The sequence below is a fragment of the Pseudomonas sp. MAG733B genome (genome assembly GCF_036884845.1).
Lineage (GTDB): Bacteria > Pseudomonadota > Gammaproteobacteria > Pseudomonadales > Pseudomonadaceae > Aquipseudomonas.
In genome coordinates this window covers 1,246,897-1,272,796 of record NZ_CP145732.1, presented here as the reverse complement: position 1 = coordinate 1,272,796, position 25,900 = coordinate 1,246,897, and the positions used below count along the sequence as shown (strand labels likewise).

22 protein-coding genes are annotated in these 25,900 nt (G+C 60.8%); 14 read left to right on the top strand and 8 right to left on the bottom strand.

The features are described 5' to 3' along the window. Positions 1–100: 100 nt before the first annotated feature. A complete protein-coding gene (locus V6Z53_RS05745) occupies positions 101–1,192 on the bottom strand; it encodes a calcium:proton antiporter (protein ID WP_338584563.1) in 1,092 nt (363 codons plus the stop codon). Positions 1,193–1,478: 286 nt separating this feature from the next. Here V6Z53_RS05745 and V6Z53_RS05740 point away from each other — a divergent pair, with 286 nt between their 5' ends. The 3 genes from V6Z53_RS05740 to V6Z53_RS05730 all read left to right on the top strand — a co-directional run bounded on the left by V6Z53_RS05740 (position 1,479) and on the right by V6Z53_RS05730 (position 4,695). Continuing rightward, on the top strand, positions 1,479–2,552 hold the full coding sequence (locus tag V6Z53_RS05740) for a BMP family ABC transporter substrate-binding protein (RefSeq protein ID WP_338584562.1): 1,074 nt from the start codon (positions 1,479–1,481) through the stop codon (positions 2,550–2,552). A 141-nt stretch (positions 2,553–2,693) separates the two neighbouring features. After that, the gene (locus tag V6Z53_RS05735) at positions 2,694–3,659 is read left to right on the top strand and encodes a 2-oxoglutarate and iron-dependent oxygenase domain-containing protein (protein ID WP_338584561.1); all 966 of its coding nucleotides are present in this window, start codon (positions 2,694–2,696) and stop codon (positions 3,657–3,659) included. Between the two features lie 82 nt (positions 3,660–3,741). Beyond that, positions 3,742–4,695, top strand: coding sequence for an adenosine deaminase (locus tag V6Z53_RS05730; protein ID WP_338584560.1), 954 nt, complete (start codon positions 3,742–3,744; stop codon positions 4,693–4,695). A 116-nt stretch (positions 4,696–4,811) separates the two neighbouring features. Here the strand turns inward: V6Z53_RS05730 and V6Z53_RS05725 are convergent, their stop codons facing one another. Both V6Z53_RS05725 and V6Z53_RS05720 read right to left on the bottom strand, forming a co-directional pair. Beyond that, on the bottom strand, positions 4,812–5,546 hold the full coding sequence (locus tag V6Z53_RS05725; RefSeq protein ID WP_338584559.1) for a helix-turn-helix transcriptional regulator: 735 nt from the start codon (positions 5,544–5,546) through the stop codon (positions 4,812–4,814). Between the two features lie 314 nt (positions 5,547–5,860). Beyond that, on the bottom strand, positions 5,861–6,790 hold the full coding sequence (locus V6Z53_RS05720) for a LysR family transcriptional regulator (RefSeq protein WP_338584558.1): 930 nt from the start codon (positions 6,788–6,790) through the stop codon (positions 5,861–5,863). Between the two features lie 117 nt (positions 6,791–6,907). Here V6Z53_RS05720 and V6Z53_RS05715 point away from each other — a divergent pair, with 117 nt between their 5' ends. From V6Z53_RS05715 to V6Z53_RS05705, 3 genes are all read left to right on the top strand, one after another. Next, a complete protein-coding gene (locus tag V6Z53_RS05715; protein ID WP_338584557.1) occupies positions 6,908–7,201 on the top strand; it encodes a putative quinol monooxygenase in 294 nt (97 codons plus the stop codon). 36 nt (positions 7,202–7,237) lie between these two features. Continuing rightward, the gene (locus V6Z53_RS05710) at positions 7,238–8,251 is read left to right on the top strand and encodes a zinc-binding alcohol dehydrogenase family protein (RefSeq protein WP_338584556.1); all 1,014 of its coding nucleotides are present in this window, start codon (positions 7,238–7,240) and stop codon (positions 8,249–8,251) included. A 183-nt stretch (positions 8,252–8,434) separates the two neighbouring features. Next, positions 8,435–8,608, top strand: a complete 174-nt coding sequence (locus V6Z53_RS05705; protein ID WP_338584555.1) for a hypothetical protein — start codon at positions 8,435–8,437, stop codon at positions 8,606–8,608. Positions 8,609–8,615: 7 nt separating this feature from the next. Here V6Z53_RS05705 and V6Z53_RS05700 read toward each other — a convergent pair whose 3' ends face one another. Next, positions 8,616–9,812: a multidrug effflux MFS transporter gene (locus V6Z53_RS05700; protein WP_338584554.1), complete on the bottom strand. Its 1,197-nt coding sequence runs from the start codon at positions 9,810–9,812 to the stop codon at positions 8,616–8,618. A gap of 93 nt (positions 9,813–9,905) precedes the next feature. Further along, on the bottom strand, positions 9,906–10,103 hold the full coding sequence (locus V6Z53_RS05695; RefSeq protein ID WP_338584553.1) for a cation transporter: 198 nt from the start codon (positions 10,101–10,103) through the stop codon (positions 9,906–9,908). A 159-nt stretch (positions 10,104–10,262) separates the two neighbouring features. On the opposite strand from V6Z53_RS05695, the gene V6Z53_RS05690 reads away from it, so the two are divergent. From V6Z53_RS05690 to cueR, 3 genes are all read left to right on the top strand, one after another. Continuing rightward, positions 10,263–10,646: a hypothetical protein gene (locus V6Z53_RS05690; RefSeq protein ID WP_338584552.1), complete on the top strand. Its 384-nt coding sequence runs from the start codon at positions 10,263–10,265 to the stop codon at positions 10,644–10,646. A gap of 190 nt (positions 10,647–10,836) precedes the next feature. After that, a complete protein-coding gene (locus tag V6Z53_RS05685) occupies positions 10,837–13,230 on the top strand; it encodes a heavy metal translocating P-type ATPase (protein ID WP_338584551.1) in 2,394 nt (797 codons plus the stop codon). Further along, complete coding sequence (gene cueR, locus V6Z53_RS05680; RefSeq protein ID WP_338584550.1) at positions 13,227–13,643, top strand: Cu(I)-responsive transcriptional regulator; 417 nt, start codon at positions 13,227–13,229, stop codon at positions 13,641–13,643. The genes V6Z53_RS05685 and cueR overlap by 4 nt, the downstream gene beginning before the upstream one ends. Positions 13,644–13,802: 159 nt before the next feature. On the opposite strand, the gene V6Z53_RS05675 is transcribed toward cueR, so the two are convergent. After that, on the bottom strand, positions 13,803–14,696 hold the full coding sequence (locus V6Z53_RS05675) for a PA4780 family RIO1-like protein kinase (protein WP_338584549.1): 894 nt from the start codon (positions 14,694–14,696) through the stop codon (positions 13,803–13,805). Positions 14,697–15,143: 447 nt separating this feature from the next. On the opposite strand from V6Z53_RS05675, the gene V6Z53_RS05670 reads away from it, so the two are divergent. Continuing rightward, positions 15,144–17,090, top strand: coding sequence for a methyl-accepting chemotaxis protein (locus V6Z53_RS05670; protein WP_338584548.1), 1,947 nt, complete (start codon positions 15,144–15,146; stop codon positions 17,088–17,090). Positions 17,091–17,215: 125 nt separating this feature from the next. Here the strand turns inward: V6Z53_RS05670 and V6Z53_RS05665 are convergent, their stop codons facing one another. Both V6Z53_RS05665 and V6Z53_RS05660 read right to left on the bottom strand, forming a co-directional pair. Further along, on the bottom strand, positions 17,216–18,007 hold the full coding sequence (locus V6Z53_RS05665; protein ID WP_338584547.1) for a helix-turn-helix transcriptional regulator: 792 nt from the start codon (positions 18,005–18,007) through the stop codon (positions 17,216–17,218). Between the two features lie 183 nt (positions 18,008–18,190). Continuing rightward, a complete protein-coding gene (locus tag V6Z53_RS05660; protein ID WP_338584546.1) occupies positions 18,191–19,468 on the bottom strand; it encodes an acetyl-CoA C-acetyltransferase in 1,278 nt (425 codons plus the stop codon). Between the two features lie 265 nt (positions 19,469–19,733). Between V6Z53_RS05660 and V6Z53_RS05655 the strand changes: the two genes are divergently transcribed. The 4 genes from V6Z53_RS05655 to V6Z53_RS05640 all read left to right on the top strand — a co-directional run bounded on the left by V6Z53_RS05655 (position 19,734) and on the right by V6Z53_RS05640 (position 25,676). After that, complete coding sequence (locus V6Z53_RS05655) at positions 19,734–21,086, top strand: 3-oxoacyl-ACP reductase (RefSeq protein WP_338584545.1); 1,353 nt, start codon at positions 19,734–19,736, stop codon at positions 21,084–21,086. Positions 21,087–21,088: 2 nt separating this feature from the next. Beyond that, the gene (locus tag V6Z53_RS05650) at positions 21,089–21,943 is read left to right on the top strand and encodes a MaoC/PaaZ C-terminal domain-containing protein (protein WP_338584544.1); all 855 of its coding nucleotides are present in this window, start codon (positions 21,089–21,091) and stop codon (positions 21,941–21,943) included. A 457-nt stretch (positions 21,944–22,400) separates the two neighbouring features. Continuing rightward, on the top strand, positions 22,401–23,879 hold the full coding sequence (locus V6Z53_RS05645) for a collagen-like triple helix repeat-containing protein (protein ID WP_338584543.1): 1,479 nt from the start codon (positions 22,401–22,403) through the stop codon (positions 23,877–23,879). Positions 23,880–24,005: 126 nt separating this feature from the next. After that, the gene (locus V6Z53_RS05640) at positions 24,006–25,676 is read left to right on the top strand and encodes a POTRA domain-containing protein (protein WP_338584542.1); all 1,671 of its coding nucleotides are present in this window, start codon (positions 24,006–24,008) and stop codon (positions 25,674–25,676) included. The last annotated feature ends 224 nt before the right edge of the window (positions 25,677–25,900 follow it).

Genomic DNA, 25,900 nt, shown 5'->3' with positions numbered 1-25,900 from the left:
GCGGGCGTGCTCGCGAAGGCGTCGTGTCAGTCGATATTGATGTTGCATGACACACCGCTTTCGCGAGCAAGCCCGCTCCCACATTGATTTTGTGGCGGGTTCAGAGGCCTAGTAAAGACAACATGATGAACGTCGCAAACAGCACAAAGTGAGTCATGCCTTCGATGGCGTTGGTTTCGCCATCGTTGAGGTTGATCGCGCTGACGATCAGGGTGATGAAGATCATCACGGTTTGCACCGGGGTCATGGCCATCTGGAACGGCTGGCCGGTGTAGAGCGCCATCGCTTCCATCACCGGCACCGTCAGGATCACCGTCGACAGCGACGCGCCCAACGCGATATTCACCACTGACTGCATGCGGTTGGCCAGTGCGGCCCGCAGCGCAGTCAGAATCTCCGGCGCCGCAGAAATCGCCGCCACCAGAATCGCTGTAATTACCGGCGGCGCGCCCGTTCCTTCCAGGCCCAAATCGAGGGTCTTGGACATCACCTCAGCCAATGCGCCGATCACCACCACGCCGAATACCAGAATGCCGATGGACAACGTCAGGTTGACCGGTGCCGGCTCATCTTCCAGCGGCTCTTTTTTGCGGCGCTTGTCCGGGTAGCTGTAGCTGAAAAAATAGCTGTGCGGCCCGACCTGCATGCGCAGGAACAAAGCGTAAAGCACCACCATCGCGCCGATGGTGAACGCCGAATAAAGCTTCCAGTTGGCTTCCGGGATGAACTCGGGTACCACCATCGAAACGCCCATGGCCGTGAGGATCATCACGCTGTAGCTGCGCGCCGAGTCATCGTTGTAGGACTGCTCACCGTGCTTGAGCCCGCCCATCAACGCCGCCAGACCGAGGATGCCGTTGATGTCGAGCATGACTGCCGAGTAGATCGTGTCGCGCACCAATGTCGCCGAGGCTTCGTTGCTCATCATGATCGCCAGGATCACCACTTCCACCAGTACGGCGGCGAGGGTCAGGATCATCGTGCCGTAAGGGTCGCCAACCTTTTCCGCCAGCAACTCGGCCTGACGGGCCACGCGCATCGAAGCGGCGACGATGAAGGCGATCAGCACCAAACCGGCGCTCAACGCGATGGCCTGGCCGCTGTGCAGCAACCAGTGTTCCAGCGGGAAGGCGACCAAAGCGGCGATCAGGGCCAGCAGCAGAAAGGTTTCTTGCTTGAGGACAGTGAGCATGTCGGACCTTTGCCGTGGAGAAGCGGATAAGCGACTGACTGCGGGGCGGCGCTAACGTTTCGTTAAACCTTAGCGCACCAGTGGATGGCAGCCCTGTCAGGCCATGCACTTTTATCGACCCGGCCGGCCTCATCGCGGGCAAGCCTTGCTCCTACAAAAGCGACGCGGTCCCGTAGGAGCAAAGCTTGCTCGCGATGGCCGTAGCGCGGTTTTACGGCTTTGTTGTCTTGTTGGTCAGCAATTTGCATTGACCCTGTCCACACACAACAAAACGGGGTTCGAATTCATGCAAACACGTCCGCTGCACAAACTGCTGTGCGCCGCCATCGGCCTGGGGATCAGCCTGACTGCCAGTGCCGCCGACCCGCTGAAAGTCGGCTTCGTCTATATCGGCCCGATCGGTGACCACGGCTGGACGTATCAGCATGAACAGGGACGCAAGGCACTCGCGGAAAAACTCGGCTCGCAGATCACCACCAACTACGTGGAAAATGTCGCCGAAGGTGCCGACGCCGAGCGGGTGATCCGCAACATGGCCAAGGACAAGTACGACCTGATTTTCACCACGTCTTTCGGCTACATGAACCCTACGCTGAAAGTCGCCAAACAGTTTCCCCAGGTGACCTTCGAACACGCCACCGGCTACAAGCAGGACAGGAACCTCGGCACCTACCTGGCGCGCACCTATGAAGGTCGCTACGTTGGCGGTTTCCTCGCGGCGAAGATGACCAAGACCAAGAAGATCGGCTACGTCGCCTCGTTTCCGATCCCTGAAGTGATCCGCGACATCAACGCCATTCAACTGGCCCTGAACAAGTACAACCCCGGCACCGAGATCAAAGTGGTGTGGGTCAACTCGTGGTTCGATCCGGGCAAGGAAGCCGATGCCGCCAACGCGCTGATCGACCAGGGCGTGGACGTGGTGTTCCAGCACACCGACAGCCCGGCGCCGATCCAGGCGGCCGAACGTCGCGGTGTGTATGCCGTGGGCTACGCTTCGGATATGGCGCACTTCGGGCCGAAAGCGGTGCTCACCTCCATCGTCAACGACTGGGCGCCGCACTACATCCAGGCGACACAGAGCGTGATCGACCACGCCTGGAAATCCCAGGACTACTGGGGCGGTTTGAAAGAAGGCACGGTGGAACTGCCGATCAGCGACCTGGTACCTGCCACCGTAAAAACTGAGGCCGAACAGATCATCACCGACATCAAGAGCGGTGCACTGCAACCGTTCACCGGACCGATCAAGGATCAGGCCGGTGTAGAGAAAATCCCGGCGGGGGTGAGCGCGACCACGGCGGAACTGGCGTCGATGAATTATTACGTGGAAGGCATGAAGGCCGAAATCCCGAAATAAATTTTGCTCCCCACACAAACCCTGTGGGAGCTAGCCTGCTAGCGATGGCGGAGTATCAGGCGACTTTTTTGTTGAATGACACACCGCTATCGCCAGCAGGCTGGCTCCCACAGTTGATCTTCAGTGTATTCAGGATTGTGTATGAACAGCCTTCCCATCATCGACATCGCCCCGCTCTACAGCGAAGACCAGAACGGCTGGCTCGCCGTGGCAAAAGAAATCGACCACGCCTGCCGTGAATGGGGCTTCTTTTATATCAAGGGCCACCCGATTTCCGCTGCGCGCATCGACGCGGTGCTCGACAACGCCAAGCATTTCTTCGCTCAACCCGCCGACGAAAAACTCAAGATCGACATCACCCAGACCCGCCACCATCGCGGCTACGGCGCCATCGCCACCGAACAACTCGACCCGAGCAAACCCAGCGACCTCAAAGAAACCTTCGACATGGGTCTGCACCTGCCGGCCGAGCATCCAGACGTGCTGGCAGAGAAACCCTTGCGCGGCCCCAACCGTCATCCATCGCTGCCCGGATGGGAAGCGCTGATGGAGCAGCATTACGTCGACATGCAGGCACTCGCGCAAACACTGCTGCGGGCAATGACGTTGGCGCTGGGCATCGAGCGCGACTTTTTTGATTCGCGCTTCAGCGAGCCGGTCAGCGTATTGCGGATGATCCATTACCCACCGCGCCACACCGCCAGTTCCGCCGAGCAACAAGGCGCCGGTGCTCACACCGATTACGGTTGCATCACCCTGCTCTATCAGGATGCCGCCGGTGGCCTGCAAGTCAGGAACGTAAAAGGCGAATGGATCGATGCGCCACCCATCGAGGACACCTTTGTGGTCAATCTCGGCGACATGATGGCGCGCTGGAGCAACGACCGTTATCTGTCGACGCCGCACCGGGTGATCAGCCCGCTGGGTGTGGATCGCTATTCGATGCCGTTCTTCGCCGAACCGCATCCCGACACGCGCATTGAATGCCTGCCGGGATGCCAGGACGCACAGCACCCGGCGAAATATCCGACCACCACCTGCGCCGAATTCCTGCTCTCGCGCTTCGCCGATACCTATGCTTATCGACGGGAACAGGAAACCGTGTAATGAACCGGCTGGTCAGGTTTTACCAATTGTTGCGGCTAGCATCTGTAGAATGGCGACCATTGCACCTGATGAGAAAAGAATTATGTACGACTGGCTGAATGCCCTGCCCAAGGCAGAACTGCACCTGCACCTGGAGGGTTCGCTGGAGCCCGAGTTGCTGTTCGCCCTGGCCGAACGCAACAAGATCGCCCTGCCGTGGAGCGACGTCGAAACCCTGCGCAAGGCCTACGCCTTCAACAACCTGCAAGAATTCCTCGACCTGTATTACCAGGGCGCGGACGTGCTGCGTACGTCCCAGGATTTCTACGACCTGACCTGGGCTTACCTGCTGCGCTGCAAAGCACAGAACGTGATTCACACCGAACCGTTCTTCGATCCGCAGACCCACACCGACCGTGGCATTCCGTTTGAAGTGGTGCTCAACGGCATCGCCGCAGCGCTGAAGGACGGTGAGCAGCAACTGGGCATCACCAGCGGTTTGATCCTGAGTTTCCTGCGCCACTTGAGTGAAGAACAAGCCGAAAAGACCCTCGAACAGGCGCTGCCGTTCCGCGATGCGTTTGTCGCCGTCGGTCTGGACAGTTCCGAGATGGGCCACCCGCCGAGCAAGTTCCAGCGCGTGTTCGACCGCGCCCGCCACGAAGGCTTCCTGACCGTCGCCCACGCCGGTGAAGAAGGCCCGCCCGAGTACATCTGGGAAGCCCTCGACCTGCTGAAAATCCAGCGCATCGACCATGGCGTGCGCGCCATCGAAGACGAGCGCTTGATGCAGCGGATCATCGACGAGCAGATCCCGCTGACCGTGTGCCCGCTGTCGAACACCAAGCTCTGCGTGTTCGATCACATGTCGCAGCACAACATTCTCGACATGCTCGAACGTGGCGTAAAAGTGACCGTGAACTCAGATGACCCGGCGTACTTCGGCGGTTATGTCACCGAGAACTTCCATGCGCTGTACACCGATCTGGGCATGACCCAGGATCAGGCCAAGCGCCTGGCGCAGAACAGCCTGGATGCGCGGTTGGTAAAACCTTAAACAAGCAAATCGCATTGTAGGAGCCGAGCTTGCTCGCGATGGTGTGTCAGTCGGGCACGCGTCAACTGACACTCCATCGCGAGCAGGCTCGCTCCTACAGGTTTGGTGTTCGGCCCTTAAAGCGCCATTTCCAGCTCGGTGTCCTTGGCGAATCGGTGGATTTCACGCTGCCCGGCAGCGGTGACCTGCAAGGCGCGCGAATCGTTGGGCAGGCTCAACCAGCCCGATTGCATGAACAGCTGCAACAACGCTGCTCCCAGCGCCCCGCCCATGTGCGGGCGTCTTTCGCTCCAGTCAGGACAGGCACACGCAGACTTGCCATTACGATGGGCCAGTGCCTGGATGAATACACCACGCGCCGCCAACTCGGTGGAGCCCTTGAGTGTGATCGTGATCCGCTGATCAAACTGCTCAATCCAGCCGGCATCCAGCAAACGCTGGAACAAATCCGCCGCCAGCGTGCCACCCAAATGGTCGTCGCAAAGTCGCGCGCGCAGCAACGACGAGCGTAGCGCCTGAGGTTTCGCCAAGGGCGGAGTGCGTTTGAAAATATCCGGGATGTCCTGGGGTGCGCTGGCCAGCGTGGCACTGGCCAGCGCTTCGATCGCGGCACCGATTTCGGGGGCGGCCAGGCGGAAGAAGCGTTTGCGTGCGCGGGTTTCGACTTTCAACAGACCTCCGGCAGACAAACGCCCCAGGTGGGCATTGGCCGAAGACGGTGACAGCCCGGCCAACAGGGCCAGTTCTTCGGCTTGGCGCGCCGAGCCGTCCATCAAGGCCCACATCATTGTGCTGCGCTTTGGGTCAGCCAGTAAGGTGGCTATCTGGCTGATGCAAGGTGCATGTTCCATGAATTCACTCCCTGTTGAATCGTTTCGTCTACTGCTCGGAGACATCTTGACCAGTATTGTGCCGTCGGCCAAGACGTGGAAACCGCCACAAACCAGGCAACACCTTCGCTCATACCCACCATCACCGGGCACCGGTTGCAGAGGTCTGGTGATGGGGCATGGGGCACAGCCGAATCGAGCATGGCTGCGCTATTGCGATGAACGCTGCGTACATGAGGCGAGCGCTAGTATAGGCGGGTTGAGCGCAGGTTCCTGCCCTCCGCAAACCGGTGAAGGTGATAGTTCCTGAGGGAAATTTCGCTTTTTGCCTGCGACTAATGATCGATTCCCGAGAACCCCGGAAAATGACTGCTCAACCGGGCGCAACGACTGGCAAGCATTTCCCGCAACAGGTTCACCGGCTTACTCAATTGTGCGCGATGGGCGCACAACAGATTCAGCGGTGCGCGCTCACAGAGCAGCTCCGGCATCAGCACTTTCAAGCGACCGGCGAGCACATCGCCGGCCACATCGAGCCACGATTTGTAGGCAATCCCCGCTCCCGCCACCGCCCACAGGCGCACGACATCGGCATCGTCACTGAAACGGTCACCGCTGACGGTCAGGCCGACCTCGCGTTTGCCATCGTGAAAACTCCAGTGGTCGTGGACCCGGCTGCCGAGCATGAACAGCAGGCAATTGTGCTGAGCCAACTGCTCCAGTTGCCGCGGCTCGCCATGCCGGACCAGGTAACTCGGCGCGGCACACAGTACGCGGCGGTTTTGCGGGGCGATGGGCAGCGCCACCAGGCTGGAGTCTTCCGGCTCGCCGTAGCGCAGGGCGATGTCCACCGGTTGGCGGAACAGATCGGCGATGCGGTCACCCAGCAATAAACGCACGGTGAGTTTCGGGTGTTCGCGCTGAAACTCGTCCAGCCATGGCAGCAGCAGGTTGCGACCGAAGTCCGACGGCGCCGACAGTTGCAACACGCCGCTGACCTGATCCTGGCCACTGGCCAACAAACGCCGACCTTCATCGAGGTTACTCAGGGCTGCGCGGGCATATTCGAGAAAGCCTTCACCTTCGGCGGTCAGGCGCAGGCTGCGGGTCGAGCGGGCGAGCAGACGGGCACCGAGTTGCTGTTCGATGCGCTTCAACGCCGCGCTGGCCACCGCTGCCGACATGTCCATGCCCCGCGCAGCCGCCGACAGGCTGCCGAGGTCCGCCGCCCGAACGAACAACTGCAAGTCATCGAAACGCAGCATTTGAAGCCCCGATTATCAAAAAAATATTGAAAGAGACTGCTCTTTTAGCGGGTTTTATCTTCAGGAGAAATAGCCAATCATCTGCCCATCGAAATCAGCCCGTTCCCGGAGTCGCCGATGTCCCAGCCTTTTACCGCTATTGCCACGCTCATCGCCAAACCCGGCCAGCAGGACGCTCTTGAACAACACCTGCGGGCGCTGGTGGAACCGACTCGCGCCGAAGCCGGTTGCGGGCAATACGACCTGCATCAGGATCTGTCCAATCCGCTGGCCTTCTACATGATCGAACACTGGAGCAGCGACGAAGCCCTGCAAGCCCACGACGACAGTGCGCATATCCAGAACTTCCGCGCCAAGGCTCCTGACTTCCTCGAACACTTCGAGCTCAAGCGCCTGCGCACCCTCGCCTGATTTGTTCTTCTATCCAGTTAATTCGCGGAGTTATTGATGAAAGCCATTGCCTATTACGCGTCCCTGCCGATCAGCGACGAAAAATCCCTTCAAGACATCGAACTGCCGGAACCGGTCGCCGGGCCGCGCGACCTGTTGGTAGAGGTCAAAGCCATTTCGGTCAACCCGGTGGATACCAAGGTCCGCCAGAACGTCCAGCCTGAAGATGGCGCCGCCAAAGTGCTGGGCTGGGACGTGGCCGGTGTGGTCAAGGCCGTCGGCAGTGAAGTGACCTTGTTCAAGGCTGGCGACAAGGTTTTCTACGCAGGTTCCATCGCCCGCGCTGGCGGCAACAGCGAACTGCATGTGGTGGATGAGCGGATCGTCGGCCATATGCCGAAAACCCTGGGTTTCGCTGAAGCCGCCGCCCTGCCGCTGACGGCGATCACCGCGTGGGAGTTGCTCTTCGAACGCCTGCAAGTGCGCGAAGGTAAAACCGACGAAGACCAGAGCCTGCTGATCGTCGGTGCAGCCGGCGGTGTCGGCTCGATCCTTACCCAACTGGCCAAAAAACTCACCGGTTTGAAGGTGATCGGCACCGCTTCGCGTCCGCAAACCCATAGCTGGGTGAAAGAGTTGGGCGCCGACCAGGTGATCGATCACAGCCAGCCACTGAGTGAAGAGCTCAAGCACGCCGGCATCAATCAAGTGACCCACGTTGCCAGCCTGACCCAGACCGACCATCACCTGGATCAATTGGTCGAGGCGCTGGCGCCGCAGGGCAAACTGGCGCTGATCGATGACCCGAAATCCCTCGACGTGACCAAGCTCAAACGCAAGAGCCTGTCGCTGCATTGGGAGTTCATGTACACCCGCTCGCTGTTCGAAACCGCGGACATGATCGAGCAGCACAACCTGCTCAACCGCGTGGCGCAGCTGATCGATGCCGGGACACTGAAAACCACGGTTGGCGAGCACTTCGGCACCATCAATGCGGCGAATCTGCGTCGTGCTCATGCCCTGCTGGAAAGCGGCAAATCCAAGGGCAAGATAGTGCTGGAAGGGTTCTAAACCCCTGAAAACAACATCGCAGGCTGACCCAGAGCCTGCGATGTTTTTTGTTACAAACCGTCAGTCCGACAGTTGACCCTTGTCACAATAGCGATCGTATTCAGGTCTACAATCGAATCTCCTGCGAGGCACCCTTTTACGAAACATCTTTCACCAGACGTCTTTTACAAGAGGAGTTCAGCTATGAAGATCCTGATAAAAGAATTGGCAAAATCCCAGTGGCAGGTCCGCCTGGACCAGCATGCGGTAACCTTCCGCAGTGAAACCGAAGCCCGAAATTTCATGCGCACCCTAGAAGCACGCATTCAAGCCCCTCACCCAATCCCCGCCCTTCACGCGCAGCGCGCTGCCGGCTGAATCGCTCTCAAACCTGGGCTTGCGCCAGTGCCCGGGCATTTTGCAAACGCCGGGTGAGCATCGCCACGCTCACCACCAGAATTCCGCACAGGCTGATGACCATGGCCATCGGCATGGCGCTGCCATCGTGCAAAACGCCCACCAGCGCGGCCGCACCAGCGGCGACGCTGAATTGCAGGCAACCGAGCATCGCCGAAGCGCTGCCGGCGCGAGCACCCTGGCCGTTCATCGCGCACGCTGACGCGTTGGGCAGGATGCAGCCGAGGCTGGCGATACAGATGAACAGTGGAATCAACAGCGGCCACAGTTGTGCCGTGTGCATTGCACTGACGGCGAGCAGAGCCAGGCCGGCACCCAGGTAAACCCACACGGCGCGCGTCAACAGGAATGCCGGCCCACGCTTGGCCAGCAAACGTGCGTTGACCTGCGCCACCAGAATGAAGCCCGCCGCATTGGCACCGAAGAACCAGCCAAAGTGTTCGGCCGGGACGCCATAGAGTTTGATGAGGACGAACGGTGAACCGGCGATGTAGGAAAACATCCCGGCGATGGCGATACCGCCGGTCAGCGCGTGGCCGAGGTACACCGAATCTTTCAACAAACGTCCGTACTGACGCAGAGCCCCTGACATCGGTTGGCGTGGCAAATGAGCGGGCATGCTTTCCGGCAATCCGAGTGCGACGGCCAAACCGGCCAGTGCGCTGAAACCGGTCAGCACCAGAAAGATCGACTGCCAACCTGTGGTGTTGACCAACAGGCCGCCGAGCATCGGCGCGAGGATCGGCGCCAGGCCCATCACCAGCATCAGCTGCGAAAAGACTTTTGCCGAGCCCACTGCATCGCATTTATCACTGACCACCGCCCGCGAGATCACCATCCCTGCGCAACCGCCCAGTGCCTGGACGAAGCGTGCGCCGATCAGCCATTCCAGGTTCGGCGCATAGGCGCACGCCAGCGAAGCGGCGGTGAATAGGCCAACGCCCATGAGCAATGGCAGGCGCCGCCCGAGACGATCCGCTACCGGCCCGTAAGCCAGCTGACCAATGGACAAGCCAAGGAAATACGCCGCCAGGGTCAGCTGGACATGTTTCTCATCAGTGCCGAAGGCAAGCGCCATGGCCGGGAACGCGGGCAGGTAGAAATCGATCGCCAGCGGACCGAATGCGCTCAAGGCGCCAAGAATCAGAATTGTGCGGAAGTTCATCAGGCATCCAGTGAGGCAGAGTTCGGCAGCCCGACAGTCTAGCCGCGCATGGACGCCTTGAACATTCCGATAGCTCGCTAACTATTAAAAAGATCAGGCTAATTTGATGCCGTAGCCTTCCTCACTGATCGCGTCGATCACCTGCTGCGCAGTGAGCGCGCTTTCGACACCGACTTCTTTCGCCGCCAGGTCGACGCGCACGCTGGCTGCCGGATCCTGAGCCTGAACAGCCTGAGTGATGGCCCTGACGCAGTGACCGCAGGACATACCTTCAACATTGAACACTTGCATGGGATGACTCCTTTGATGAGGCTCTTGAATGAGGCTGAGTACAGTCTTGAGCTTGCCACCGTGGCAAGGTCAAGTTCTGCAGTGATCTGCCGGGCTGGCAATCGGCGCCGCGCTCGGCCAAGCTGCGTTCATCTATGACTCGACTCAGGAGATTCAGCCATGCGCTGGTCAGCTTTCAGCCTGTTTGGCTTCCTCAGCCTTTTCGCCGCCCTGCCTTCGGCCCATGCCGCCGGAGAGGACTATGGCGTGCTGATCATTTCCCGCGAGCGCCTGGAAGTCGCGACCAGCTGCGAAATCGGCGTGTATATCCAGGATCAATTGGCGGCTCGGCTGTTTCAAGAGCAAAGCACTTCGTTCAACCTGCCGCCGGGCAATGTGTCCCTGCGCCTCAAGCTGCTGCCGGGTCAGGCAGCGGGCTGCAACCCGGGCATGCTCGCGCCGGGTTCGCAGGACATCCAGCTCAGGGCCGGCGACGTGCTCAAGTATCGGATTGCGATGACGCAGGAAGGGATGTACCTGAAACGCGCAGGTCTCGGCTACTGACACAAATCCCAGTGGGAGCGGGCTTGCTCGCGAATGCGGTTGATCATTCATTATTGATATCGACTGACGAGCCGCTTTCGCGAGCAAGCCCGCTCCCACATTTGATCTACAACAAACTTCACAATGGCGCTTGACCTTGCCAGCATGGCAAGGTTGATCCTGTAGGCATCTTCTACAGGGAGCGCGACCGATGTCCGAATCCACCACTTTCGATCTGCCGATTGCCGGCATGACCTGCGCCAGTTGCGCCGGGCGTGTCGAGCGTGCCTTGAGCAAAGTCATCGGCGCCAGTGCCGTCAGCGTCAATCTCGCCACTGAGCAGGCTCGGGTCCAGGCGCCCGCCGACAGCCTGCCAGCCTTGATGGATGCGGTGCAAAAGGCCGGTTACAGCGTGCCGCAGCAGTCGATTGAATTGAGCATCGACGGCATGACCTGCGCGTCCTGCGTCGGTCGCGTCGAGCGGGCACTGAACAAAGTGCCGGGGGTGAAGAGCGTCAGCGTCAACCTCGCCAACGAACGCGCGCACCTGGAACTGCTCGGGCAGATCGATCCGCAAACCTTGATCGCCGCCGTGACCAAGGCGGGTTACGCCGCCAGCGTCTGGGAAGCCGAGCACCCACAAACCGACAATCAACAATCCCGTCTGCACCGCGAGCGCTGGGCCTTGATCGCGGCCATCGTCCTCGCCCTGCCGCTGGTCTTGCCGATGCTGCTGCAACCGTTCGGCGTGCACTGGATGCTTCCGGCCTGGGCGCAATTCGCCTTGGCCACGCCTGTGCAATTCATCTTCGGCGCACGGTTTTATGTGGCCGCGTGGAAAGCCGTGCGCGCCGGTGCCGGCAACATGGATTTGCTGGTCGCGCTCGGCACCAGCGCTGGTTATGGCTTGAGTGTCTACGAGTGGGCCACCGCCGCCGGACGCATGCCGCATCTGTATTTCGAAGCCTCGGCGGTGGTGATCGCTCTGGTGTTACTGGGCAAATATCTGGAGAGCCGCGCCAAGCGCCAGACCGCCAGCGCTATTCGTGCGCTTGAAGCGCTGCGTCCGGAGCGGGCGATCCAGGTGATTGACGGCCAAGAACGGGACGTCGCCATCAGCGCCCTGCGCCTCAATGATCTGGTAATGGTCAAACCCGGCGAGCGCTTTCCGGTGGACGGTGAAGTGGTCGAAGGCCAGAGCCATGCCGACGAAGCACTGATCAGCGGCGAAAGCCTGCCGGTGCCGAAACAACCCGGTGACAAGGTGACCGGCGGCGCAATCAACGGTGAAGGTCGACTGCTGGTTCGCACTCAGGCGCTTGGCGCGGAAACCGTGCTGGCGCGCATCATCCGTCTGGTGGAGGACGCTCAGGCGGCGAAAGCCCCGATCCAGAAACTGGTGGATAAAGTCAGCCAGATTTTCGTCCCGGTGGTTCTGCTGCTGGCGTTGGCGACGCTGGTCGGTTGGTGGCTGTATGGCGCGCCGCTGGAAACCGCGCTGATCAATGCCGTCGCGGTGCTGGTGATCGCCTGCCCTTGTGCATTGGGTCTAGCCACGCCGACGGCGATCATGGCTGGTACTGGCGTGGCGGCGCGTTACGGGATTCTGATCAAGGACGCTGAAGCACTGGAACGTGCCCATGAAGTCAGTTCGGTGGTGTTCGACAAGACCGGCACCCTGACTTCGGGCACGCCGCGTATCGCACATTTGAGTGCCGTCGACGGTGACGAAGCCACCCTGCTGCAATGGGCCGGAGCTCTGCAACGGGGCAGCGAGCATCCGCTGGCCAAAGCTGTACTGGATGCGTGTAAAGAACGCGACTTGTCCGTGGCCGATGTCACTGACAGCCAATCCCTGACCGGGCGCGGCATCGCTGGCAACCTGAATGGTCGTCGTTTGGCGTTGGGCAACCGCCGCCTGCTGGAAGAAAGCGGTCTGAGCACAGGCGCTTTGGCTGACTCCGCCACTGCGTGGGAAACCGAGGGCCGGACGCTCTCCTGGCTGATAGAGCAAAGCCCCGCGCCGAAAGTGTTGGGCCTGTTCGCCTTCGGTGACACCCTGAAACCCGGCGCACTGCAAGCGGTGCAGCAACTCAATGCACGGCACATCAGCAGCCACCTGCTGACCGGTGACAACCGTGGCAGTGCCAAAGTCGTCGCCAAGGCGCTGGGCATCACCGACGTGCACGCCGAAGTGCTGCCGGCGGACAAAGCCGCCACCGTTACGGCGCTGAAGAAAACCGGCGTGGTGGCGATGGTCGGTGACGGCATCAACGATGCACCGGCCTTGGCGGCGGCTGACATCGGCATCGCCATGGGCGGCGGCACCGATGTGGCCATGCATGCAGCCGGGATCACCCTGATGCGTGGCGATCCGCGCCTGGTGCCGGCGGCGCTGGAGATCAGCCGCAAGACCTACGCGAAGATTCGGCAGAACCTGTTCTGGGCCTTCGTCTACAACCTGATCGGCATTCCACTGGCGGCCTTCGGTTTCCTCAATCCGGTGCTGGCGGGTGCGGCGATGGCATTGTCGAGCGTCAGCGTGGTGAGCAATGCGTTACTGTTGAAAACCTGGAAACCCAAGGATCTGGAGGACAACCGATGAACATCGGCCAAGCGGCTCGCCACAGTGGCCTGAGCGCAAAAATGATCCGTTATTACGAGTCCATCGGTTTGCTCAAGGCTGCCCATCGCACCGGCAACGGTTATCGGATGTACGGCGATGACGACCTGCATACGCTGGCGTTCATCAAGCGCTCCCGGGATCTGGGGTTTTCCCTGGAAGAGGTCGGCAAGCTGCTGACCCTGTGGCAGGACCGCCAGCGCGCCAGCGCCGATGTGAAGGCCCTCGCCCGGCAGCATATCGATGAGTTGAACCAGAAGATCCGCGAACTGGGGCAGTTGCGCGATACGTTGCAGGATCTGGTTGAGCACTGTCAGGGGGATCACCGGCCGGATTGTCCGATTCTCAAGAATCTGGAGTCGGGGTGTTGTGCTAACCCTGCGCGCCCTGATTGAAAAACCATATCCTGTGGGAGCGGGCTTGCTCGCGAATGAAATGTGTCAGTCAATACAAATGCTGAATGACAAACCGCATTCGCGAGCAAGCCCGCTCCCACATTGAATTTGTGTGGTGCATAAAAAAACCCGGCCGAAGCCGGGTTTTTCTTTAACCGATCACTGCATCCACGGCGGAGGCGGCTCTTCGGCTTTGTTGGGTGGTGCGTCATCAGCGGCACGGGCCGCTTGCTTGCGCTCTTCATCGAGGCGCGCGGCCTCGATCTCGCGCATGATGCCGCCCACGTCGGCCAACTCTTCCGGTTCGTCGAACTCGCCGGTCAATACGCTGGCCGGGTGCAAGGTGCCCGCTTCGAACAAGGCCCACATTTCCTTGGCGTACTTGGTCTTTTTCAGCTCCGGCGCAAACCGGCCGAAATAGGACGCCATGTTGCCCACATCCCGCTCCAGCATGCTGAACGCGTGGTTGTTGCCCGCCGCATCCACGGCTTGCGGCAAGTCGATGATCACCGGGCCGGTCGGAGTCAGCAGCACGTTGAACTCGGACAGGTCACCGTGCACCAGGCCGGTACACAGCATCAGCACGATCTGCGAAATCAGAAACGCGTGATACTCGCGCGCCTGGTCCGGTTCCAGCACCACGTCGTTCAGACGCGGCGCGGCATCGCCGTACTCGTCGGCCACCAGTTCCATCAGCAGCACGCCTTCAAGGAAGTCATACGGCTTGGGCACTCGCACACCGGCGTTGGCCAGGCGGAACAGTGCTGCCACTTCGGCGTTCTGCCAGGCGTCTTCGGTTTCCTTGCGACCAAACTTGGAACCCTTGGCCATGGCCCGGGCCTGACGGCTGTTGCGCACCTTGCGGCCTTCCTGATACTCGGCCGCCTGACGGAAACTGCGTTTGTTCGCCTCCTTGTAGACCTTCGCGCAACGTAACTGGTTACCGCAGCGCACCACGTAAACAGCTGCTTCTTTACCACTCATGAGTGGGCGCAGCACCTCGTCGACCAGACCGTCCTCGATCAGGGGTTCAATGCGTTTTGGAGTCTTCATCAGCTTTTATTGTGGGTCCTTTATTACCAAACACGCGAAAGTCATTCGTTATACGGCAATCCACCCAATCGGGGGAGGGGGTGCCGACCTATGAACATTGCAGATGCACACAATGTGCCGGTTTCATCACGAAAACCTGCGCTCCATCCCCCGTCCGCCCCGGATCATAACCGAGCCTGAAGCACTTGTTGTCCGCGGGTTGCATGGGCATTTGTGACAGAAGCTGACACCTGGACACGACCGTTCGCAGGATTTTTCGGAACAGGCCTCAATTTCCTCCGACAACAGCCGAAGTCCTTAGTGACAAACTGATTTGTCCGACAATCGCAGCACCAACAATAGCGATGTCGCACTCATGGACCCGGGTTGACCAAAAAACGTTTACGGCTGCCAAAAAACCGCGAGTCATCTGCACTGCGTGGGCCTACAAGAAAATCTGGAGCGCGGATGAACATCAAACAGAAGTTGACCTGGGCGTTTGCAATCATCGCCTGCTTGCCCGTGGTGCTGGTCGCCACCCTCGTTGTGCTGAACTTGCGCAGTGATGCCAAGGACGAATTCGTCGACAACAGCGGTCGCGAAATCCGTCAGGTCAGCAATGCCATGCAACTGTTCTTCGACGGCATCAGCCAGAACGTCGAGTACCTGGCCAAGCAACCGCTGATCACCAACTCCGACGACAGCCTCAAGACCTACATGAGCGCCAACGCCGCCAGCATTCCTCAGGGCGAGGCGGACAAAAAACTCTTCGGTTTCCTGCAGGACCTGGGCAACGCTCACCCGTCCTACGCCTACGCGATTCTCGGCACCGCCGCCGGTGGTTACGTGTCGTGGCCGGACGATGCCAAGCTGGCCAACTACGATCCGCGCCAGCGTCCGTGGTACAAGGCAGCCCAAGCCAAACCGGGCAAGCCGTTCCGCACCGAGGCCTATTACTGGGCTGAAAACGATACGTCCTACGTCAGCACCGTACGCACCATCGACAACAAGTTGGGTACCAACGGTGGCGTGGTCAGCATCGACGTGTCGCTCAAACAGCTCACCGAACTGGTCAAACAGATCAAGCTCGGCGAAACCGGCTACCTGATGCTGCTGGAAAACTCCGGCACCGTACTGGTCGATCCGAAGCAACCGGAACACAACTTCAAGGCCATCGGCAGCCTCGGCGACGGTTATGCGCAACTGGCCAAGGCCGGCAAAGGCCTGGTCGAAGTCGAACTTAACGGCGAGCGCTACATGGCCAACGTCTGGCCGTCCGAGCAACTGGGCTGGACCTTCATCGGCCTGATCAAGCAAAGCGACGTGATGAGCACCGCGACCCAACTGACCTGGTTGATCGCGATCATCGCCACCGTGCTGGCCGTGGTCTTCGCCATCGTCGGCGCCAGTTTCGCCAGCGTCATCGTGCGTCCGATCCGCAGCGTGGCCGACGGCCTGGAAGGCATCGCCCAAGGTGAAGGTGACCTGACCAAGAACCTGCAAGTGCGCGGCAGCGATGAAACCGCGCAACTGGCCAACTGGTTCAACCAGTTCCTCACCGCGATTCGCAGCCTGATCCAAAGCATTGGCGGCGCCGCGACCAAGATTCTCGCCACCTCGAAGAGCTCGACCCAGGTTTCCAGCGACATGGCCGAAGCCGCCGGGCGCCAGCGTGAAGCGGTGGACATGGTGTCCACGGCGTTCCACGAAATGGTCGCCACGGCCAACGAAGTGGCACGCTCTTGCAGCCAGGCCGCCGAGTCGGCGGACAGCGGCCAGCGCCAGGCCCGTGAAGGTCAGCAACAGATCGATGCGGCGGTAAACAGCGTGGATCGCCTGAGCCAGGAAATCGAGCAGTCAGCGCAGTCGATGCAACAGCTTGAGCGCGACAGTAACGACATCCAGTCGATCCTCGGGACCATTCGTTCGATCGCCGAACAGACCAACCTGCTGGCGTTGAACGCGGCCATCGAAGCAGCACGCGCCGGTGAACAAGGTCGCGGATTTGCGGTGGTGGCCGACGAAGTGAGGGCGCTGGCCAAGCGCACGGCCGACTCCACGGCAGAAATCGACGGGCTGCTGGGCAATCTCGCCAAGCGCACCAGCCAGGTGACCCAGCAAATGCACGCGAGCCTGGAAGTGTCGCAGCAATCGGTCACCCGCATCGGTGAAGCACGCAGCAGTTTCGGGCAGATCCGCGAGTCGGTGGACGTGATCCGTGACATGAACACCCAGATCGCCACGGCGGCGGAACAACAGCACCAAGTGGCCGAAGACATCAACCGCCACATCAGCCAGATCCATGGCGATGCGCAACTGGTGGCGGAACTGGCCAACTCGGCGCGCCTGGATTCCCAGAGCCTTGCCGGGTTGTCGAATGAGCTGGATGGGTTGGTTCGCCGGTTCAGAACCTGATCCAGAATCCCGGTGGCCGCTTCGCGGCCAATCGCGGGCAAGCCTTGCTCCTACAGTATTGCGTCGTATGAAATATCGACGTTCACACCAATTTGTAGGAGCAAGGCTTGCCCGCGATGACGCCGTCACTGGCGAAACAATTCTCCCGGGGTAAACCCAAACAACCCCTTGAACGCCGCAATAAACGCCGACGTCGAGTCATACCCGCAGGCCAATGCAGTATTGGTCACGCTGTCCCCCTCCTCTAGCAAACTCAACGACGACAACAGCCGCATACGCTGGCGCCAGCCGCGAAAACTCAACCCGGTTTCGCGCTGGAACAAACGCATCAGGGTTTTCTCCGACGTGCCCAAGCGCTCTGCCCATGCCTGCAAGGTCGCGTTTTGCTCAGGGTTTTCGATCAGCTCGTTGCACAATCCCAGCAACCGTTCATGGCGGGGCAACGGCAGGGAGAATCCGACTTCCGGCAGCGTCGCCAATTGATCGAGCAATACACCCACCAGCCGCGCTTCCTGACTGTCACCTTGCGGATACTCCACCGGCAACAAACAAAAACTCTTGATCAGCTCCCGGGCCAGCGGTGTCACTTCCAGCACCCGACAACGCCCGTCGGCCCATTGGCAATCCTCGCGACGCACATACAGGCTGCGCATCTCGGCGCGCATCGATGTCACCACCTGATGATCAAGATCCGCCGGAATCCAGATCCCCCACTGCGGCGGCGCGAAGAAACTGCCTTCGGCGGTGTGCACGCCGAGAACGCCGCTGATGGCGTAAGAAAACTGCACCCAGTCATGGCGATGGGACGGCGTCCACGAACCTGCATTGAGGCTCTCCACCCGGGCGTACAGCGGGCGCGGTAGCGCGGTGATCGGCGGGATGCTGCGTTCGAGGGAGATTTGTCCGTTGGTCGGCATTGACGGGCCTTGTGTTGCGGAGCTGCTAATAAGGCTGACGTTAATCCATGCCCCCTATCTATTCAACACCGCGAATCCCCTGTGGGAGCTAGCCTGCTAGCGATTACGATCTGCCTGTCACATCAGTAGTGAATGTGCTGCCGTCATCGCTAGCAGGCTAGCTCCCACAGGTTTTGTCCGACATCAACGCTCGATAATAGCGGTCACACCCTGCCCGCCCGCCGCACAAATCGAAATCAACCCACGCCCCTTCCCCGCCGCATCCAACAGCTTCGCCAGGTTCGCAACAATGCGTCCACCCGTTGCGGCAAACGGATGCCCCGCCGCCAGTGAACTGCCTTTGACGTTGAGTCGGCTGCGGTCGATCGAGCCCAGTGGTGCGTCGAGGCCGAGGCGGGTTTTGCAGTACTCCGGATCTTCCCAAGCCTTCAACGTGCAGAGGACTTGCGCGGCGAAGGCTTCGTGGATTTCGTAGTAGTCGAAATCCTGCAAGGTCAGACCGTTGCGCGCCAGCAAGCGCGGCACGGCGTACACCGGCGCCATCAGCAAGCCTTCGGCACCGTTGACGAAATCCACCGCCGCCGCTTCGCCATCGCGCAGGTAGGCAAGAATCGGCAAGCCGCGCTCCTTGGCCCATTGCTCGCTGCCCAGCAACACCAGCGACGCGCCATCGGTCAGCGGCGTGGAGTTGCCTGCCGTCAGCGTGCCCTTGGCGCTTTTCTCGTAAGCCGGTTTGAGTGCGGCAAGCTTTTCCAACGTTGAATCCGGGCGCAGGTTGTTGTCGCGGGTGAGGCCGAGGAACGGTGTCATCAGATCGTTGTGCCAACCTTCGGCGTAGGACGCGGCGAGTTTCTGATGGCTCTCCAGCGCCAGTTGGTCCTGAGCTTCGCGGGGAATACTCCAGGTCTGCGCCATCAACTCGCAATGCTGCCCCATGGACAGACCGGTGCGCGGCTCGCCGTTGCGCGGGAACTCGGGGATGAAATCCCGTGGCCGCAATTGCAGGAAAGTTTTCAGTTTATCGCCGGTGCTCTTGGCGCGATTGGCTTGCAGCAGGATCTTGCGCAGGCCTTCGCTGACACTGATCGGCGCATCCGACGTGGTGTCGACGCCACCGGCAATGCCGCAGTCGATCTGACCCAGGGCGATCTTGTTCGCCACCAGCAACGCCGCTTCCAGCCCGGTGCCGCAGGCTTGCTGGATGTCGTAGGCCGGGGTCGCAGGTGACAGCCGCGAACCGAGCACGCACTCGCGGGTGAGGTTCATGTCCCGCGACAACTTGAGCACTGCCCCGGCAACCACTTCACCGATGCGCAAGCCATGCAGGTTGTAGCGTTCGATCAGACCTTCGAGCGCGGCAGTGAGCATGTCCTGGTTACTGGCGGTGGCGTACGGTCCGTTGGAGCGGGCGAAAGGAATACGGTTACCGCCGATGATCGCGACGCGGTGCAGTTGAGTCATGAAAAGCTCCTTCGATAAATCAAGTTTGAACACCGCTCCCTTATAGGAGCCGAGCTTGCTCGCGATGGCGGTATCTCAGCTACATTGAAGTCGACTGACCCGCCGCCATCGCGAGCAAGCTCGGCTCCTACAGGGATTGCGTGGTCGTAGAAAATTCGGGATCAACCGATGTGCTGTGATCAAGCGTAGGCCTAATCTCGTGGATCGAACGACTGATCGCCATTCATGGTCCACACTTTGAACCCCAGCTTTCGGAGCGCGTTCCATGTCTGACCGCTATATCGACTTCGCCAATTCCTCCATCGGCCATCGTCTGGTCGGGGCCCTGGGCCTGCCTTCGCCGACCCGCCTGGAACGCTGGCAAGCAGGCCGGCTGCGGCCTGTAGACGGTGCGTTGCTGATCGGTGGCGGGCCGCTGGCGGAGAAAGTCAGCGCCTTCGCCAACCGCCTGACCGATGCGATCTACAGCTACGGCACCGAGCCTTCGATGGCCACCGCATGGATTCCCGGTCACGGGCCGAAACTCAAGGCTGTGGTGTTCGATGCCAGTGATCTGGTGCAAACCGATCAGCTCAAACAGCTACGTGAGTTCTTCCAGCCACTGATGAAGAACCTCGATCACTGCGCACATCTGGTGATTCTCGGGCGTGATCCACAGACCTTGAGCGACCCGTTCGCGGCCAGTGTGCAACGCGCTCTGGAAGGTTTCAGTCGCTCGCTGGCCAAAGAGCTGCGCAGCGGCGGCACCTTGCAACTGATCCATGTCGGCGAAGGCGCTGAAGAACAACTGGAAGGGCCGCTGCGGTTTTTCCTCTCGCCGAAAAGCGCGTTCGTCTCCGGGCAGGTGATTCGCCTGAACGCCTGCGATACGCAGGTGAGTGACTGGACGCGACCGCTGGCCGGGCGCAAGGCATTGGTCACCGGCGCGGCGCGTGGCATCGGCGCCTCCATCGCCGAAACCCTGGCCCGCGACGGCGCCGACGTCATCCTGCTCGACGTGCCACCCGCCAAATCCGATCTCGAAGCCCTCGCCGCACGCCTCGGCGGGCGCAGCATCACCCTCGATATCTGCGCTGAAGACGCCGCCACGCAATTGATCGAACAGTTGCCCGACGGCATCGACATCGTGGTGCATAACGCCGGCATCACCCGCGACAAAACCCTGGCCAACATGACCCCGGAATTCTGGGACGCGGTGCTCGCGGTCAACCTCAATGCGCCGCAAGTACTGACCAAGGCCTTGCTCGACAACGGCACCCTGCGCGACGACGGCCGGGTGATTCTGCTGGCGTCGATCAGCGGCATCGCCGGCAATCGCGGGCAAACCAACTACGCAGCGAGCAAGGCAGGGTTGATCGGTCTGGCGCAAGCCTGGGCACCGCTGCTGCAGGATCGCGGCATCAGCATCAACGCCGTGGCCCCCGGTTTTATCGAAACCCAGATGACCGCCCACATTCCGTTCGGCCTGCGCGAAGCCGGGCGGCGCATGAGTTCGTTGGGCCAGGGCGGCCTGCCGCAAGACGTCGCCGAAGCGGTGGCGTGGCTGGCGCAACCGGGCACCGGCGCGTTCACCGGACAGGCGTTGCGCGTCTGCGGGCAAAGTGTTCTGGGGGCTTAAACATGATCACTGACTGGCACACGCTCAACCGCGAACCCAGCCTGCCGGGGCTTTATGCGCGAGCAGCAACGCGACGGAAAATAACCGGCACCACCCTGCCCGATTCAGGTTTGCGCTGTTGGGTCGACGTCGACCCGAAACGCCTGGCAGCCTATCGCCAAGTCTGCGGTTTCGCCGATAACAGCCTGCTGCCACCCACCTATCCGCACATCCTCGCTTTCGCATTACAGATGCAATTGCTCACCGCCAAAGAGTTTCCGTTTCCGCTGCTGGGGCTGATTCACCTGAGCAATCGCATTCGCGTATTGCGACCCATGGGCGGGGTCAATCGAGTGCGGGTCAGCGTGCAGGTGCAGAACCTGCAACCTCACGCCAAAGGGGCGACCTTCGATCTGCTGACGACCCTGGACGATCAGTTGGGGCCGTTGTGGGAAGCGCAGAGCCAGATGCTCTGTCGTGGGGTCAAGCTCGAAGGCGAGCCTGTCGAAGAGGTGCTCGTTCCGACGCTGACACTGACGCAGATCGCGCAATGGAAAGCGCCTTCCGACATCGGCCGGCGATACGCCAAAGTCTCCGGCGACTACAACCCGATTCACCTGAGCGCGGCCAGTGCGAAGTTGTTCGGCTTCCCCTCGGCCATCGCCCACGGGTTATGGAACAAGGCGCGCACACTGGCCGCGCTGGCCGACCATCTGCCAACGGCGAACTTCGAGATTGCGGTGCAATTCAGGAAACCGGTGCGCCTGCCCAGCGAAGTCGCATTGCTGGCCAGCGCGGCGGGGTCCAGTGGTGATCTGCAATTGATCGGGTCCGGGGATCTTGAGCACATGGTTGGGCATTGGCGGCCGGTTGCCTGACAAAGAAGTTTTGGTTGTCTGTCCGAATGCTTTCGCGAGCAAGCCCGCTCCCACATTTGATCTCCGATGTTCGCAAAATCCGTGTTCACTGCAGATCCAATGTGGGAGCGGGCTTGCTCGCGAAGAACGATCACACGGTTTTGGCTGACGGAAAATTGCACCTCAAAAACATGTTCAATTAGGTGTATATAACTTAAGTGTTCAACACCCGATCCCGCCCTGTGCAGCAATCCACGACCATTGATTTAAAAAGCATTTTCATCCGCGCCTATACCCAAGGTATTAGCACTTGGGCAGCACACCGGTGCCTGTATAAAACGGTTTAATACCAAGTTGAGAGTGGCGTTGTAGAGCCCTTGCGATTGTCATGTGGACAACGGACGAAGACATGGCCGGCGACAGAACCGGTCAGCCATCGAAGACAACGACGTTGTTACAGGTGCAAGGACTCTCACTCATGAACACACAAGTGTGGTGCAAATCGGCAACAGCATTGGCGCTCATTCTCTCCCTCGGCCTGGCCGGTTGCAGCAGCGGCGGTGGCGGCCATCACAGCAGCTCCGACAGTTCCTCGCCGGACAGCGAAACCACGGCGGGCACCGGAGGAACGGGCGGCAGCGGCGGCGGAACGGGTGGCACTGGCGGCGGCACCACCGACCCGACCAATCCCACCAACCCGACAGATCCGACAGATCCCACCACCCCGACCAACCCCGGCGCGGCACCATTGGTGACCACCACGCTGATACAGGATGTCGGCACCACCGTGAGTGGCGTCGGCGAGGGTGTCGGGCAGATCGGCGACTCGCTGGGCTCAGTGCCGGTGGTTGGTGGTGTGGTGCAAAGCGTGGCCAACACAACCGGCAATGTGGTCAGCACACTCGGCGACGGCGTCGCCAATGGCCTGGGCAAACTGGGTACCGATCCGAACGGCCTCGGCGTCACGGCATCGGCGGTGGGCGGCGTGGTGCAGGATGTCGGCAACGGCGTGTCCGATGTCAGCGGCAAACTCGCTACCGCCACCAACAGTGTTCCTGTCGTCGGCGGTGTAGTGACCCGAGTCGCACCCGTGCTTGATGGCGTCGGCGAGAAAGTCACCATGCTCGGCGACACCCTGAGCACCGCCACCACGACCGGTCCGCTGGGCTCGGTGACCAAAGAAGTCGGCAACAAACTGGTGCCGGTAATCGCCATGGTCGAGAGCACCACCGACAAGATCGGCGACGCGACCGGTCTGGGTGATCCGCTCAAAGGCATCGTCAAGAAGGTCGGCGACAGCGTCGATGGCGTGGGCGATAAGCTCACCGATGCCGGCAATGGCAATGCGTTGACCAACACCCTGGGTGGCGCACTGAGCAACACCGGCACTGCGGTCGGCAAGGCGGGCGGCCTGGTGTCCAACGGCAGCGGATCGGGCGGCAGCGGCTTGCTCGAAACGGTGGGTGGTGCCGTGGTGAATGTTGGTACCGGACTGAATATCGGCAACACCAATGGCGTGGTCAGTGCAGCCGGAGTGAATGGAGTTGCCGGCGGCAATCTGATCGCGACGGTGGGTGGCGCACTGGGCGGCAGCGGCATCGCCAACACCGGCCCGACCGCGCCGCTGGCCACACTCGGTACGAATGTTGGGACCGCGATCAACCCGGTCACAACCGCCGTTTCCGGGCTCACCCAAAACATCGGCGCCGCCACCGGGATCGGCGCCCCCGTCGCCAGCCTCACCGGCCAGGCCGGCGCTGCGGTCGCCAACCTCGGCGGCGCGATTGCCGGCAGCAACGCCAACCCGGTGGTCACCGCACTGGGCAATACAGTCACCACCGTGGGCGGAACCGTGACTGCCGCCGGCGGCCTGGTCAATGGCGGCACTGGCACAACCGGTGGTCTCGGTGGCGTACTGGGCGGACTGACCGGCGCACTGGGCGGCAACCGCCGCTGATTTGCACCTGGCCGCATCGACGGCCATACCTACAGCGCCTACGCTTGGTTGGAGGCGGAAGATCCTGCTCAGTCTTCCGCCTTTTCTTTGGATCATGGAGATCCATACGCAAACAAGGAGTGTCCCATGCGCGTTATGGCTTGCTTGCTGCTATTGCCCCTCAGCTCCCCCCTCCTCGCCGACACCTTGCCCAGTTTTCTCAACAGCAATGAAACCATCCGCAACCTGCCCGTGCCGAACCTGCCCGCCGACGCTTATCGTCCGACGGCCGCGCCACTGCAAGTGCCGGAACCCGGCGCGACTCAGGCCCAACCGCTGATGATGGGCACCAAAGTCACCCTGAAGACCGTGCAGATCGAAGGCGGGACAATCTACCCGCTGAACGAACTGGCCGCCGTCTATCAACCGCTGCTGGGCCACGAAAGCAGCCTGGCCGATCTGATCGAGGCGACCCGCAACATCACGCGTCGCTATCAGCAGGATGGCTACCTGCTGTCCTACGCCTTCCTGCCACAACAGACGTTCGAAAACGGCGTGGCGCGCGTGGTGCTGGTGGAGGGTTACATCAAGGATTATCAACTGCAGGGCGACGTCGGACGGGTCAAAGGGTTGCTGGATAAACTGGTGACCAAGCTCCAGGCCGAACGACCACTGACCCGCAAAACATTCGAACGCTACACCACACTGATGAGCCGCATCCCCGGCGTGACCTTGCAGGCCCAAGTGCCGCCACCGGGCACCACCGACGGCGCAACCCAACTGATCGCCCAGGCCAGCCGCAAACCGTTCACCAGCACGATGAGCACCACCGAGGACAATCGCAACGGCCTCCAGGCATTGCTCGGCGTGAGCAGCAATTCCCAGACGGCGATGGGCGAACAACTGAGCCTCAGCGGCCTGTTTCCACCGGGCGACGATGACGAACATTACTACCGACTGGACTACAACCAGTTTCTCAATACCGAAGGTACGCAACTGGCGTTATCCGCCTCGCGCTACCGCGCCGACCCGGGCACGAATGTGCAACTGGACAACGGCCTCGAACTCAAACCCCATCGGGAAAACGATCGCTACTCGATCGGCTTCAGTCACCCCGTGATCGCCTCGCCCAACGAACTGCTCAGCGCCGGATCGCGTCTTTATGCGGTCAATGACAAGACCCGCTACAAGGTGGTTGGCTTCCCGCTCAGCGTCGAAGAACGCACCGACATCCGCGCCCTGGCGTTCGAAAGCGACTGGCGCAAAGCCGACGCGCAACGCCTGCGTATCCTCAGCGGCGGCTTGTATCAGGGCATCGACGGCATGGGCGCAAAAACCAACAACACCGTCCTCGACCTGGACTTCTTCCGGCTGCGTTTATCGGGAGTGCAAAGCGACAAGTTTTTCGACAACTGGCAAGGCGTACTGTCCGCCGCGCTGTACTGGAGCGACGACACCTTGCCCGACAGCGAGCGCGCGGTGTTCGGCGGACAAAACTTCGGGCGCGGCTACCCCGACGACCAGGCGTCCGGCGACAAGGGTTGGGGCGTGGCCTACGAGGTCAACTACAGCTTCAATCGCAAGGGGAATTGGGTGCGGGTTCTGCAACCGTATGTGGTGCTGGACCGGGCCAAGACCTGGTTCAACGATTTGCCCGTCAAGGCCAATGACATGTCATCGGCGGCGGTGGGTTTGCGGTTTGGCGATGCCCGGTACTACAACATTGCGCTGGAAGTGGCCAAGGCGATGTCGGAGGAAGCACTGGATACTTTCAATCGGCGGCCGCGGTATAGCGTTAGTTTTAGTTATCAGTTGTAGGAGATGGGTTGGCTGAGAGGGCGCCATCGCCAGCAGGCTGGCTCCCACAGGAGACGGGTGTATCCGTAAGAAATTGGTTGGCTGGCAGGCCGCCATCGCTGGCAAGCCAGCTCCCACAGTAGAGCAAAGCGGCGTACACCCAAGCTCTTCACCACTCAACAGGCCGAGCGTTAGCTCGCCTGCCGCTTTTGATCCACCCGCCCCATCGGCAGGCTGAGTGGAGG

What these genes read in the sequence shown, in the direction of transcription:
- cueR (WP_338584550.1), top strand. Translation starts at nt 13,227, where the DNA reads ATGAACATCGGCCAAGCGGCTCGCCACAGTGGCCTGAGCGCAAAAATG.
- V6Z53_RS05725 (WP_338584559.1), bottom strand. Translation starts at nt 5,546, where the DNA reads ATGGAACATGCACCTTGCATCAGCCAGATAGCCACCTTACTGGCTGAC.
- V6Z53_RS05645 (WP_338584543.1), top strand. Translation starts at nt 22,401, where the DNA reads ATGAACACACAAGTGTGGTGCAAATCGGCAACAGCATTGGCGCTCATT.
- V6Z53_RS05640 (WP_338584542.1), top strand. Translation starts at nt 24,006, where the DNA reads ATGCGCGTTATGGCTTGCTTGCTGCTATTGCCCCTCAGCTCCCCCCTC.
- V6Z53_RS05705 (WP_338584555.1), top strand. Translation starts at nt 8,435, where the DNA reads ATGAAGATCCTGATAAAAGAATTGGCAAAATCCCAGTGGCAGGTCCGC.
- V6Z53_RS05650 (WP_338584544.1), top strand. Translation starts at nt 21,089, where the DNA reads ATGATCACTGACTGGCACACGCTCAACCGCGAACCCAGCCTGCCGGGG.
- V6Z53_RS05730 (WP_338584560.1), top strand. Translation starts at nt 3,742, where the DNA reads ATGTACGACTGGCTGAATGCCCTGCCCAAGGCAGAACTGCACCTGCAC.
- V6Z53_RS05675 (WP_338584549.1), bottom strand. Translation starts at nt 14,696, where the DNA reads ATGAAGACTCCAAAACGCATTGAACCCCTGATCGAGGACGGTCTGGTC.
- V6Z53_RS05670 (WP_338584548.1), top strand. Translation starts at nt 15,144, where the DNA reads ATGAACATCAAACAGAAGTTGACCTGGGCGTTTGCAATCATCGCCTGC.
- V6Z53_RS05660 (WP_338584546.1), bottom strand. Translation starts at nt 19,468, where the DNA reads ATGACTCAACTGCACCGCGTCGCGATCATCGGCGGTAACCGTATTCCT.
- V6Z53_RS05745 (WP_338584563.1), bottom strand. Translation starts at nt 1,192, where the DNA reads ATGCTCACTGTCCTCAAGCAAGAAACCTTTCTGCTGCTGGCCCTGATC.
- V6Z53_RS05690 (WP_338584552.1), top strand. Translation starts at nt 10,263, where the DNA reads ATGCGCTGGTCAGCTTTCAGCCTGTTTGGCTTCCTCAGCCTTTTCGCC.
- V6Z53_RS05695 (WP_338584553.1), bottom strand. Translation starts at nt 10,103, where the DNA reads ATGCAAGTGTTCAATGTTGAAGGTATGTCCTGCGGTCACTGCGTCAGG.
- V6Z53_RS05685 (WP_338584551.1), top strand. Translation starts at nt 10,837, where the DNA reads ATGTCCGAATCCACCACTTTCGATCTGCCGATTGCCGGCATGACCTGC.
- V6Z53_RS05735 (WP_338584561.1), top strand. Translation starts at nt 2,694, where the DNA reads ATGAACAGCCTTCCCATCATCGACATCGCCCCGCTCTACAGCGAAGAC.
- V6Z53_RS05740 (WP_338584562.1), top strand. Translation starts at nt 1,479, where the DNA reads ATGCAAACACGTCCGCTGCACAAACTGCTGTGCGCCGCCATCGGCCTG.
- V6Z53_RS05710 (WP_338584556.1), top strand. Translation starts at nt 7,238, where the DNA reads ATGAAAGCCATTGCCTATTACGCGTCCCTGCCGATCAGCGACGAAAAA.
- V6Z53_RS05665 (WP_338584547.1), bottom strand. Translation starts at nt 18,007, where the DNA reads ATGCCGACCAACGGACAAATCTCCCTCGAACGCAGCATCCCGCCGATC.
- V6Z53_RS05655 (WP_338584545.1), top strand. Translation starts at nt 19,734, where the DNA reads ATGTCTGACCGCTATATCGACTTCGCCAATTCCTCCATCGGCCATCGT.
- V6Z53_RS05720 (WP_338584558.1), bottom strand. Translation starts at nt 6,790, where the DNA reads ATGCTGCGTTTCGATGACTTGCAGTTGTTCGTTCGGGCGGCGGACCTC.
- V6Z53_RS05715 (WP_338584557.1), top strand. Translation starts at nt 6,908, where the DNA reads ATGTCCCAGCCTTTTACCGCTATTGCCACGCTCATCGCCAAACCCGGC.
- V6Z53_RS05700 (WP_338584554.1), bottom strand. Translation starts at nt 9,812, where the DNA reads ATGAACTTCCGCACAATTCTGATTCTTGGCGCCTTGAGCGCATTCGGT.